General features: G+C 42.6%; 9 protein-coding genes and 1 tRNA gene. All 10 read right to left on the bottom strand.

What is annotated here, in order from left to right:
* Nucleotides 1-16: 16 nt before the first annotated feature.
* Nucleotides 17-412, bottom strand: coding sequence for a DUF4845 domain-containing protein (locus tag ACTQ9T_RS08690; protein ID WP_010201783.1), 396 nt, complete (start codon nucleotides 410-412; stop codon nucleotides 17-19).
* Nucleotides 413-586: 174 nt separating this feature from the next.
* Nucleotides 587-1,489, bottom strand: coding sequence for a signal peptidase I (lepB, locus tag ACTQ9T_RS08685; protein WP_440464799.1), 903 nt, complete (start codon nucleotides 1,487-1,489; stop codon nucleotides 587-589).
* Between the two features lie 80 nt (nucleotides 1,490-1,569).
* Nucleotides 1,570-3,366, bottom strand: coding sequence for a translation elongation factor 4 (gene lepA / locus ACTQ9T_RS08680; protein WP_189582726.1), 1,797 nt, complete (start codon nucleotides 3,364-3,366; stop codon nucleotides 1,570-1,572).
* A gap of 274 nt (nucleotides 3,367-3,640) precedes the next feature.
* Nucleotides 3,641-4,873: a capsule biosynthesis protein gene (locus ACTQ9T_RS08675; RefSeq protein WP_440464798.1), complete on the bottom strand. Its 1,233-nt coding sequence runs from the start codon at nucleotides 4,871-4,873 to the stop codon at nucleotides 3,641-3,643.
* Between the two features lie 144 nt (nucleotides 4,874-5,017).
* Nucleotides 5,018-7,525 (bottom strand): capsular polysaccharide biosynthesis protein, encoded by a 2,508-nt coding sequence (locus tag ACTQ9T_RS08670; protein WP_440464797.1) that lies wholly within the window; start codon nucleotides 7,523-7,525, stop codon nucleotides 5,018-5,020.
* A gap of 55 nt (nucleotides 7,526-7,580) precedes the next feature.
* A complete protein-coding gene (locus ACTQ9T_RS08665; RefSeq protein ID WP_201592707.1) occupies nucleotides 7,581-9,362 on the bottom strand; it encodes a polysaccharide biosynthesis/export family protein in 1,782 nt (593 codons plus the stop codon).
* Nucleotides 9,363-9,432: 70 nt separating this feature from the next.
* Complete coding sequence (locus ACTQ9T_RS08660) at nucleotides 9,433-10,548, bottom strand: capsule biosynthesis protein (RefSeq protein WP_440464796.1); 1,116 nt, start codon at nucleotides 10,546-10,548, stop codon at nucleotides 9,433-9,435.
* On the bottom strand, nucleotides 10,517-11,188 hold the full coding sequence (locus tag ACTQ9T_RS08655) for an ABC transporter ATP-binding protein (protein ID WP_201592710.1): 672 nt from the start codon (nucleotides 11,186-11,188) through the stop codon (nucleotides 10,517-10,519). Before ACTQ9T_RS08655 ends, ACTQ9T_RS08660 begins: the two co-directional genes overlap by 32 nt.
* A 35-nt stretch (nucleotides 11,189-11,223) precedes the next feature.
* Complete coding sequence (locus ACTQ9T_RS08650; RefSeq protein ID WP_440464795.1) at nucleotides 11,224-12,036, bottom strand: ABC transporter permease; 813 nt, start codon at nucleotides 12,034-12,036, stop codon at nucleotides 11,224-11,226.
* A gap of 237 nt (nucleotides 12,037-12,273) precedes the next feature.
* A tRNA-Met gene (locus tag ACTQ9T_RS08645) sits at nucleotides 12,274-12,350 on the bottom strand.
* Nucleotides 12,351-12,461: the final 111 nt, after the last annotated feature.

Raw genomic sequence — 12,461 nt, 5'->3', positions numbered from 1 at the left:
TATACACTCATTCAGGCTACTCTGCCATGGTTGCGTCAATATCACCTTCGAAGCGATTGACAATATCGACATTACCGAAAAGATTATTGGTTTGCTCGTATTTCTTATAGATAGCCAACTGACCCGTCTTTTTATTAGTGAAAGTAAACACGTCTTCTGCATTGGTATCATAATCAGCATTGATAGATAACTGCCGATTCACACGCTCGACGAATTGCTTGGCCGTCTCACCTTTGTCATTGGCTTCTTTAAGCTCCATTCCTAAAAGCTTAGTCAGCTGATAATCACCGATCTGTGCTGGTACAATAGCAATCATCAACTTGACGGCAATACCGAGAACAATGATAAATAATACAATGCTAGTCACGCTAGCGCCGCGCTGGGTAGACAAACCAGATAACTGCTGCACCATAACACCTCTCAACGGGTAAATTGCTATATTTTTATTAGATACCTCAATAACACTAAGTATCCACTTATTAAACCATTAGACAGTCACAATGATTGGATATTTAACATTATCGGATCATCATAATAGTAGCACGAAACTATTGTCCATAAATAAACACGCTGTTGTTCCATGACTTTAATCAATAGAGCCATTACGCGAAAAGGTGGGTACGTTGAGACCAGGTGGCTTATGCATCCAAATATAAACGGCCTTGCCTGCTAGGTTTTCATCAGGGACAAAGCCCCAAAAGCGACCGTCAGCACTGCGATCACGGTTATCACCCATCACAAAGTAATTCCCTTCAGGAACCGTAATACGCCACTCGTTCCCTTCTGAGCTAACCACTTCTGGTGACTGCTGCTGCAAAAACGGCCCGTACTGCGAACTATTCATACCTTTCAAGTAGCGAACGAGATGCTCATGCTCACCTTGTGTTTCTTGAAAATACTGCGCCTCACCTTCTTCTTGTTGACCCATTGCTGCAGCGTTTTCTTCCGTAAGTACTTGCCCTGGTGCAATTTGTCCTGGGGGATACAGCTGTGCAGTGAGCTCAGCATTGGCATCAAAATCGATTGATTTGGTTGCTACCGGTACGTCATTGATAGCAAGCGTGCCTTGATCATAGCTGACCGTATCACCCGGTAAGCCAATGACGCGCTTGATATAATAAATACTTGGGTTTTCTGGGTAGCGAAATACGGCCACATCGCCATGTTCAGGTGCGCCTGTATCCAATACTTTATTATAAGTCAGTGGCAAACGCACGCCGTAGGCATACTTGTTGACCGCAATAAAATCGCCTGTATATAACGTCGGCACCATAGAAGATGATGGGATATTAAAAGGCTCAATCAAAAACGAGCGTACTATTAATACCACTGCCAATACAGGGAAAAAATCATAAGCCCAGCGTACCAATAAGCTCTCTTGACCGCGACCACGTGTTTTGCGCTGTTTAAACGCTAGCTTATCTAATAGCCAAATAATACCCAAGCCAATAGTTAATGGCACTAAAATCAAATTAAAATCGAAATCCATACTAAATTGCCTATTAACGAGCTGCTTATCTGACTATTTTAATTTATAAGACTAGCGATGATTATACGTATGTCAATATCTTAATCGACTTGCAATACTGCTAAAAAGGCTTCTTGTGGAATTTCCACATTACCCACTTGCTTCATGCGTTTTTTACCTGCTTTTTGTTTGGACAGCAGTTTCTTTTTACGAGAAACATCACCACCATAACACTTGGCCAATACATCTTTACGCATGGCTTTGACAGTGCTACGTCCAATGATTTGACTGCCAATAGCAGCCTGAATCGCAACGTCAAACATTTGGCGTGGTATCAATTCTTTCATTTTAGTAACAAGCGCATTACCACGGTAACGAGACTGGGTTTCGTGCACAATCATGGCTAGGGCGTCGACTTTGTCGCCGTTAATCAACACATCTATTTTAACCAGTTTGTCGACTTGGTAACGTTCAAAATTATAATCAAGCGAGGCAAATCCACGTGATACAGACTTTAGGCGATCAAAGAAATCCATCACCACCTCGCCCATCGGAATATCAAATATCAGCTGAACTTGACGTCCCATAAAGCGCATATCAACTTGGACGCCGCGACGCTCAATACATAGCGTCATAACGTTACCCAAATAATCTTGCGGTACTAAAATCTGACAGCGGGCGATCGGCTCGCGAAACTCTTCAATGTTATTAGGTTCAGGCAGTCTTGATGGGTTATCGACATAAATAATACTGCCATCTTTTTTTACAATCTCATAAATAACCGACGGTGCCGTGGTGATGAGATCCAAGTCATACTCACGCTCTAGGCGCTCTTGGATAATTTCCATGTGTAGCATACCCAAAAAGCCACAACGGAAACCAAAACCAAGCGCATCTGAGGTATCTGGCTCAAAAAACAACGAGGCATCGTTAATTTGCAATTTTTGCAACGCTTCACGAAATTTTTCGAAGTCAGTAGATTCGACAGGGAACATACCAGCATAGACTTGCGGCGTTACCTGCTTAAATCCAGGAATACGATCGACATCAGGCGTTTTGGCGTGGGTAATCGTATCACCAACGGGCGCACCAGCAATATCTTTAATACCAGCAATAATAAAGCCAACTTCACCGGCTTCCAAAACACCCGTATCTAGAGGTTTCGGTGTGAAAACACCAATAGAGCCGACCAAGTGCGCCTCTTTGGTGGACTTGATATAGAGCTTGTCACCTTTACGTATGGTTCCTTGACGTACGCGTACTAAAGAGACCACACCCAAATAATTGTCAAACCATGAGTCAATAATCAACGCTTGTAGCGGGGCTTCACGGTCGCCAGTGGGTGCAGGAATAAAAGCAACCAAAGCCTCTAGTAATTTATCCACACCAAGACCGGATTTCGCTGACACACGTGGGGCATCGACAGCATCGATACCAATGATGTCTTCAATCTCTTGAATAACACGCTCAGGCTCAACTTGTGGTAGGTCAATTTTGTTTAAAACTGCCATCACCTCTAAGCCTTGATCGACTGCGGTATAGCAGTTAGCGACCGATTGTGCTTCCACGCCTTGCGCCGCATCTACGACCAATAGCGCCCCTTCACAGGCAGCCAATGAACGCGAGACTTCGTAAGAGAAATCAACGTGGCCTGGCGTATCAATAAAGTTGAGCTGATAGCGCTCGCCATTTGGGTGGTCATAGAACAAAGTCACTGACTGCGCTTTGATGGTGATACCGCGCTCACGCTCAATATCCATTGAGTCGAGTACTTGCGCCTGCATTTCACGGTCTTGCAAGGCACCGCACATTTGAATGAAACGATCGGCAAGGGTCGATTTGCCATGATCAATGTGGGCAATGATAGAAAAGTTACGAATATTGGCTAATGCAGTCACAAAGCGCCTACTAAATTAAGGGTGATAGAATAATGATCGGTTCGCAAAAAGGGCAATAACATCCATTGCTGCGACGTACCGATATATGCAGGTATTCTAGCAGTTTTCCACTGTAAAGTAAGGCGATTTTATTAGTAGGAATTAGAATGGCTGCTGACACTAACGACTGAATAGCGTTAATGGTTAAATAAGCGCTTAATTTAGCATTTTATAATGCAACGTTAAACGCTGTAATGAATCAAAGAACATTGATAGCCAACTCCTGCTTGATGAGCTATTTAGCCGTATCAGAGATTGCGCTGGTGTCTCTATTTGTTTGCTTTAGATATTTGTACATCCATGGCGATCGACCATAAAAAGCCCCATTGATTTGTGTCTGCTCGATCAGATACTCACGGAATCTTAAATAGAACTCATTATCTGGGTCTTTAGGATGCTGCCAAAAATCATCAAGCGGCTTTGGGTCGGTCAGTTTTGGGGTGTCGTAAATCGCCCGACCCATCACCTTAGTAGGTTTTTTGTGGTATACCGACTGCAATCCTGTTGTACTGTTAATCGTCACCATGCCGATACTATGCTTCATCAAGGTTGGTAGATGCATATCGCAGCCATAAAAGACGCGGTGACTGACCTGATAGCGTGTGGCTAAACTGGAGACCAATTCACGATAGTCTCGATGACCACGATCTAAGGGATGGTGTTTAAATACCAATAGCTGTGTTTGATTCGCATGACCTGCAAAGCTTGCAATGGCTTCATCAATAAACTGTACTATGTCATGATAATCACTATGATGGGTAATCTGCGAGTCATTATGGACTTGTAAGCTGATCAAGAAATAATTATCACTTTCTTGTTTGGTCAGCCTCTTTTGTAGTTGTTTATCAGGTAAATACCCTCGCAATTTACGCCATGGCGCTTTGAGCCACGCGATTGCCTCTTGCCATGCCGTCATGCCACGGTAATGTGAATAATGCGGATAGCGGCTTTTGTATAGCCAAGCGATAACATAATAAACAATAGCGGCAATACTTAGCCGATAAAAGCGATTGTGCGTATAGATTGGATGGTCATTGGCCTTTTTGAGCGCTTTAATATCTTCAGTATTTAGGCGTGAATAGCCATTAATACCATACTCTTGCAAGGTAATATAATCGGGTCGTAAATAGCCTTCTTCGAACACGAAAAATGAGGTGCCTAATTTTTCACTGATACAGGACGCTTGCGTATGATGTGGGCGACAGTCACCAAAACATACAATCGCATCAATATTATGCTCAGTAATAAAAACCTGCAACCAAGATGAAAAGTGCGCCAAAGTACCCGTATATTCATGCGTATTGGGGTGGCTATAAAAAAAAGCATCGCCTGCATTAAAGTTTACTTTACTCACTTGAATATTTTGAGTTTGCAAAAATGTAGAAAAACGGTCAAAAAATCCGCCCATCTTTCCCTGTAACAGCAAAACGTGTCGATGAGTAAGCAAATGAGACATCGAAGCTGCCATAGTATTGAATTACCATTAATTGAAGGATAAAAGATCAAAGCAAGAGTGGTCGTTAGACCGCGTGAATAGACATTAATTATCAATGATTATACCGAAAAAGCCCATACTTGTCGCAGTGGTTTTACATCACGCGTTCAAAGAAAACTAACGAAGCACGCTACGTAGACGCTGCTGCCATTGATGACGCTGCTGCATAAAACGGGTGGCAGCTTGGCGCTTCAACTGACTGGGTACGGCTGAAAGTTTTTTGGAAATAGAGATTGTTTTGACCGAATTATTATTTATTTCATTTTGAGTTGTGGCAAAAGCGTTATTTTTTGGCGGGTACAAGTAATCAATGACTTGCTCAACTTGCGCCAGCCCATAACCATTGGGAAGTCGATATAAAGGATAGTCTATCAACGTGCAATGCAGCAGTTGTTCAAGTGTCAATGCTGTTTCTCGTTTACGCCTGCTTAGATACTCAGCTTTTAATGGTAGCTGTGCATCAATATCAGTCGTTAGGCCCCAGCCTGCATAAAATGGTAAACCGTAGCAAGTCACTTTTAGACCACGCAACAAGGCTTCAAATCCCGTCAATGAACTCATGGTATGCACCTCGTCGACACCCTCTAAACAGTCCGGCATCGCTGTATCATAAGCGACCGCTTGAACTTGTTTTAGATGCGCCTCTCCTACCTTACCTACACGCAATCCCGCCTCAACATCTGGATGAGGTTTATAAATCAGATAAGCATCTGGATTGTCTCGCTGTACACGCTCAATCAAGCCGCTATTGGTCTTAATTTCTGAACCACAATATTGCACCGATAAATCATCTTCGACTTGTCCAACGATAAGAATGCGGCGTTTTCCAGATACCTTTGCATTATGTACCCAAGAAGTATGCTGGCTATCAGCACTGCCGATATCGGTCCCAACATTGTATTTACTTACCCGCTGATTAAGCAACTTATCTTGAAGTTGTTTTATACGCCTACTTTGCTGTGGGCTCATCGCCTGACAATGACGTAATAACGTTTCCAAATCTGACGGCTGCGTCGCGTCATAGTAGATACCTTGCTTGTCTATAACCACTGACAATGGCGCCAGCAAGGTCGCACCCAAACCGTTTGAGCGAATAAACCCATCTTCCATACAGTAAATAGATGGCATCTGTAAATGCTGCTTGGAAATCTTGGTCTGTAGTTTTTTTTGTACCTGTTGACGCTTGGCTAGACCCCATACCAATAGCGGCTGCTGATAATTGACGCGTAAGTGATCAGGATGCAGCAAATTCTTGAGGCGTGGTTTGGGTTTTATAAACAGAGTGGTACGGGGCAGATGAACGAAAGCCTTCACAAACGGCAGCTTCCAGCGGCTAAACTCATATACCGTCAAATTACCCTCAAGGCGTCCTTGCCAATAGCGATTAGTCACTAGCCATTCTATCGCTGTATCAATGTCACAGGTTTGCTTGGTGGCTGGATCTACATAGCGGCTGTAATCGATATAGCCGCTATAAAATAACGTTTCTAACGTCGCAGATGTTTTTTTAGCAAATGATGTAGGAAACAACGCAGGATTTGAATGTTCCCGAGCCTCTAGCAGTTTGCTGACAAGTTTTTGACGACGTTTCTCGACCGCTTTAAGCAGATTTTTGGGTGCACCGCTGTCATCGGTCAGTCCCCAGCCACTATACCAATTAACACCAAAGCAATGCACTGTTTTACCGAGCATCAATGCTTCAAAGCCCATATGCGAGCTAACGGTATAAACATCGCTAACTTGCGTTAATAATTCGATAGGGTTGAGCGTTTGAATTAATAGTCGGACGTTTTTTGGCAGCTTTAAATTGGTTAGATATCCTGATTTTGAGGCAGGGTGAGCCTTGATCCAAATATGAGCATTTGGATGACTGCGGCATGCAGATTTTAACATCTTCTTAAACTGACGTTTGTTCGCACCAGCACCTTTAATAGACGCGTCGCCAACCACTTGGTCAATCAATAAAATATGCGATGTTGAAGCGCTTTCTTTTGGATTTGTATTTTCTTCATCAGCCAACTTGTCCAATGATGGACAATCGATAACTGAGTTGTACTTGCTAAGCTTTTCGTCGCATATACGTACCATCAGTTGTCGAGCGCGTTCTTCATCTATACTTTTATTATTGGTCGTAATAGCATATTTAGTACGCTCAATAATCAGTTGCTCAAGGCGTGAGTGCTGCGTTAAATCAAAGTAAATACCAATATGATCAGTGACGACGCTCAGCCCATAGCGGCTACTGAGCCCTGAATCTAACGACCGTAAAAAACCATCCTCGATACTTAATGTAGGAATATCTTGGCGTTTGGCAGCATGCTTTGCTCGTTGATAGCTTTTTTTATGACCCCAACCGATAAAGGCATCAGGGGTTTCAATGCCTATATTAAGACGTTGTTGCAAGCTTGACCAAGGATACCATCGCTGAATGTCTGCTCGTAGGACGCTCGATAATAAAAGGTTATTACGGCGCATACCTTTACCGACTACCGCCAGACGTTTTGGTACTTTGGGTTTTAATGCCTCAGGTTCCAATACCTCAGGCTTCAATAATGGCGAAAATAGTGCGTCATCAAAGGTAGACATTCCTTGCATCTCATCCTTATGCTTTACACTTTTTGCCATTCTCGATACCTTTATTAGTCATTGATGTCTCAATCTACCTAGCCAGTATGAACCGTTATAGATCTAATACAACCTTAGCCGCAATTGCCAATTGATAGATAATTTGCGATAAGCCACGAGCAATTTCCACACGCTTGGTTTTGACTTTCGGGAGCACCATAATCTCATCACCCTGCTGAATACGGTAGGCAGTGTTGACCACTTCGCTGGCGCCATTTTGATGAATAATCAAAATTTCTTTAACGTCGGCATTATCAGAGAAACCACCAGAATTGGCAACATAATCACCAACGGTATAATCAGGATTAAAGGTAAGTGCGCCTTGTGCTCGTACTTGACCATTAACTGTAATGACTGATGTTTGCGCTGGTATCTCAATAATATCGCCTTGTTGCAGAATAATATCCTGCCACGAGTTTGGCACAACAACAATCTGACCATCAGTCTGTACATTACGAGCCTTAGCGACGAACTGCTTAACCAGTGCAGCATCATCTTGGCGTAGTGCCGCTTCTTCACGAGTCGTTGACTGAGTGGCTAGTGTTAACTCTTCCAAACGATCAAGCGATTCATTAATCATGCGTTTTTGTTGTTCAGCAACAGATTGACGATATATGGTGAGATGCGTCAGTTTCGCCAGTGGACTCGGCTGCAATTGCGGGACGATATCTTTTAGGCGAGCACCGTATGGTACAACCATTGCGCCATTACCCGTATGCGCACCTTTCACCTGTACAGCAATTGTGCCTGCATAGCGATCTGAGGTCACTACCATTTGATCGCCATTATAGACAGGGACATTCTGCGCTTCTGCAAGAGAATAATACTCTGCCGTTTGCGCTCGTCCTGCACTGCGAGTAATACTAACGTTGGTAGCATTCGCTGCTGGACTGGCCACTTGCAATACGTCACCAATGGTCAAATCATTCACATCAAATTCAAAGGTGTATTCATTCTGAACTTGTCCACCCACTACAAACGTTTTTTTCTGCGGCGCAACCGTAATCACATCGCCGTCACGAAACGCAAATGATTGTAATTTGCCCGCTAATAAAAAATCATATAAATTGACTTGCTGTAGCATCTGACCATTGCGTTTGATTTGGATATCAATGTAACTACCACGTGTTGGGTCGACACCACCTGCACGATCTAAATAAGACAACACCGAATCTGCGGCAAGCCCACCGTAGTAACCAGGTTGTTTGACAAAGCCAGTCACGAAAACTTTAACCGGTTGTGCTTGCTCTAAAGATGCATAAACACCAACGTTCGAGCGGTAAATGCGACTGACAGCACTCTTGACCACGTTTTGTAGACTGCCATTTTGCACACCAGAAATACGGACTGGACCAACATTAGGCAAAAAGATATTGCCTTGCGGATCAACAGTTGTCGTTGCCGCATATTGATAGGCACCCCACATCCGCACCTGTACATTATCACCAGGGTTGATCACATAGCTGTCGTTAAAGGTAGAGCCAGAAGTCGTCGAGAACGCACCACGAAATAACTGTTCGCCAAACATCAAATCTTGGGTATTGATGTCTTGATAAGGGCGTGTGGTGTTAATAACCGACTGACTCGGTAAGCTTGCTGCAGCGACTGCCTCTTGAGTCGTTGCTTGACCTGGCACACCGCCAGCAAAAGCTTGCGTGGAGACATTGATATTGCTGCGGTTTTGGTCTTGACTCATGCTATTGCTACTAGTGCCAAAGCTAGATCCTGATATTTGATCCGCATAACTGGTCGCTGCGAGTGCTGAGATGCTGGTCGCAGCCATCGTCAAGCTCATTACCTTAATCATCGTCACGATAGGACGTGGTTTCATGTTCATGCGTTGTATTCCTTTGCAGATCTGTCGATCATTACTGGTATCTGGTTTGTCAAAACTGCCTTGATCAAATCTAGCTACGATGGTCACGAACCACTGCCATCACTAAACGTACGAAGCCATAAAGCATCAAAAGCAATGCAAGCGATGTCCAAATGATATAAATGTGACGTGGATATGATGACTCTTCAGCTTCATAAGGGGTTGAAATCACAATCAAGTTTTTCATCTTTTTAAAGGCTTCTAAACGTGCCTTTTCAAGCGATGATAGTGACAACTTGTATAGTTCAGTGGCAAACTCAACGTCGGCTTTAATCGTCTCAAACTGTACCGCTTGACGGTTCAATTTGGTAGTGTTTGGTGACGTCAATTTAGTTTGCTCTTGATTGATTTGTTCTTCAACCGCTTTTATCTGACTTCTTAATGACACCACTTGCGGTGCATCTGGATTCAAATAGCTGAGCAGTTGTCGCTCTTCTGTGCGCAATGAGCTAAGCTGCGCTTGTAAGCTACCAATCAGCTGATTGACAATTTGCGCATTGGCTTGCGGATCATAAATCTCATTTTCGTTTTGATAGTTAAGTAGCTGCTCTTTGGCATCATTCAAGCGATCTTGTGACTCATCGAGTTGCGTCTCTGCAAATACTAGCTGATCACGAGCAACTTCTTGTGAGATACGGTTTACGAACTGCTCAGACTCACTCAAAATCGCTTTATTAAGCTCAAAAGCATAATCCGAATCAAAGGCTTCTGTCGATACCGAAAGCACATAGCTTTGTTCGTCAAGATTGATATGGACACGACTTTTAAAATATTCGAGTAAATCTTCTTGCGAGGCGTCAGGGTCAATTTCATTGAGCGGATCTGAGCCATCAACATGATAAGCTTCTCGGAACTTGAACTTGTTATCGAGGCGCTTCACCATATCGTTAGACAAGATATATTCAGTCAGATAGGTGGCATCTTCTTTACTGGTGCTATTCACACCCAATAAGGCCGATAAACCGCCACCAGAGGGCACACTAGACTCGCTTACTTGTTTCACAACCACGTCAGCGGTCGAGATGAAGCGCGGATGTGCAAGTGTCATGACATAAAATATCACTAGCACCCAAGGAATGATCACTAAGCCGATAAATAACGAGATGTTAGCTATCTTACTTTTTTGCTTTGTGGATATGCTTTTCATAAACCTCAATCGCTTCTGTTGTATCGTCAAACACGTGTGCTGTCTGATCCATTAAAACAATGCCAATATCGCAATTACGCTTAATATCACCAATATTGTGTGACACTATTAAAAACCCTGCTTGTGCGCGTCGCGCTGCCAAAATCTCTTCACTACGCTTACGAAAAGCCGCATCACCAACCGCACCTGCCTCATCGAGCATATAGTAATCAAAATCAAACGCTAAGCTTAAGCCGAACGTTAGACGTGACTTCATTCCTGACGAATAACTCTTAACTGGCATATCAAAATAGCTGCCAATATCAGCAAACTCTTCTACGAAACGAATTTTTTCATCAATATAAGATCCACTTGAATAAAGACGACAAACGAAACGGACATTTTGACGACCGGTCAAGCTACCCTGAAAACCACCTGCCACACCTACGGGCCATGAAATCGTCGAGTCAGTTATGATTTCTCCGTGATCAGGCTGATCTAGTCCACATATAATACGTAATAAAGTTGACTTTCCCGCACCGTTGCGACCGAGCAATCCGACATTCTGTTTATCACCAATAGTCAGGTTCAAATCTTTAAATAGATAATGCCGACCTTGCTTGGTCATAAATGACTTAGAAACATTCTTAATTTCAATCACTTATTTACCTTTTCTTCTGTCTTACATAGCCATATTTAACGCGAACGAATCATGTCACGCTCAGCATACTTATAGAGTAAAAGTCCTAAAAAATTCACAACAAACATCCACTCTAAAAAATACCAAATATTTATATGAGTGTCCGGATAATTGGGCGCGAAGGCGTGTCTTATAAGTTCAATGTTATGAATAAAAGGATTATATAATAAATAACTAAAGTATGGTTCGGGCACTACGTGAATAGGAAAAACAATACCCGATGCAAAGTATAATATGGTAAAAAATATAGTTATTACCTTGCTAATTTCGCCACCATAATAGCCAACAACCATCATGATTAAAGCAACACCAAAGCTAAATATAAAAAGCGTAATCCAACAAAATAGCACAATATGTAAATTTTCTAAGCTGGCATAAATGTCAAAGAAAGCTAAGCCAAGCAATAATAATATTGACGTAAAAAAATAAATAACCAACTCTAAAAATGAGCGCGCAATAATCACATCGATATGCTTGATTGAACGATACATCAACAAGCCTTTATTGGCCTCAACAGCCCCTAATGCTCTCGTCGCTATTTTCTGAAACATGCGAAAGGGAACCATCCCAGCTACTAAGAACAAGGAAAAATCCATTCCAGGCACTAAACGCTCACGAATAGCACCAAAAATCACTAAAAATATCAATACTTGAAAAAGAACTTCAAGCGGTGCCCACAGATAACCCAAACGGTAGCCACCAAAGCGAGTTTGTAGCTCACGCATCAATAATGCATGAAATGCTGCACCCATGACTTTAAGGCCACTGCGATGCTTAATCGGACGATAAGGAGGTAATTGTACAGACATGGCGTTACAGGACTTTACCGAAAACAGCCCCTATGATAAGTAAGCGCGACATAAGTTACAACAATTAATCTGTGTCTAGACAGATAAACCTATGATTTAGCAAGAAAACAGTAAGTAAATATAATTAAGCATTCTATTTACATTCGTGCAAATTACCGTTTTCACTGATTTATTTTAGGCAAAAAAAAACCAATCACAAAGGATTGGCTTTTTTAATGTTACTAGTTTTGCTATAAATGGTGGCGATGAAGAGACTTGAACTCTTGACCTCACGATTATGAGTCATGCGCTCTAACCAGCTGAGCTACATCGCCATTTTAGGCTCGGTATTATGCCCAAGTTGACTAACCTCGTCAACCCCCAAAAGGCATTTTTTCGAAAAAACATGGCTTTTTCTGCAAATAAGTACTCACCAACACACAGTA

The organism is Psychrobacter sp. ASPA161_6, from assembly GCF_051970285.1.
Lineage (GTDB): Bacteria > Pseudomonadota > Gammaproteobacteria > Pseudomonadales > Moraxellaceae > Psychrobacter > Psychrobacter glaciei.
Note: the sequence above shows the minus strand (reverse complement) of the source record. Positions and strands in the feature narration are given on the sequence as shown.

Excerpts from the sequence above, each read along its gene's own strand:
- ACTQ9T_RS08690 (WP_010201783.1), bottom strand. The coding sequence starts at position 412 with ATGGTGCAGCAGTTATCTGGTTTGTCTACCCAGCGCGGCGCTAGCGTG.
- lepB (WP_440464799.1), bottom strand. The coding sequence starts at position 1,489 with ATGGATTTCGATTTTAATTTGATTTTAGTGCCATTAACTATTGGCTTG.
- ACTQ9T_RS08675 (WP_440464798.1), bottom strand. The coding sequence starts at position 4,873 with ATGGCAGCTTCGATGTCTCATTTGCTTACTCATCGACACGTTTTGCTG.
- ACTQ9T_RS08670 (WP_440464797.1), bottom strand. The coding sequence starts at position 7,525 with ATGGCAAAAAGTGTAAAGCATAAGGATGAGATGCAAGGAATGTCTACC.
- ACTQ9T_RS08665 (WP_201592707.1), bottom strand. The coding sequence starts at position 9,362 with ATGAACATGAAACCACGTCCTATCGTGACGATGATTAAGGTAATGAGC.
- ACTQ9T_RS08660 (WP_440464796.1), bottom strand. The coding sequence starts at position 10,548 with ATGAAAAGCATATCCACAAAGCAAAAAAGTAAGATAGCTAACATCTCG.
- ACTQ9T_RS08650 (WP_440464795.1), bottom strand. The coding sequence starts at position 12,036 with ATGTCTGTACAATTACCTCCTTATCGTCCGATTAAGCATCGCAGTGGC.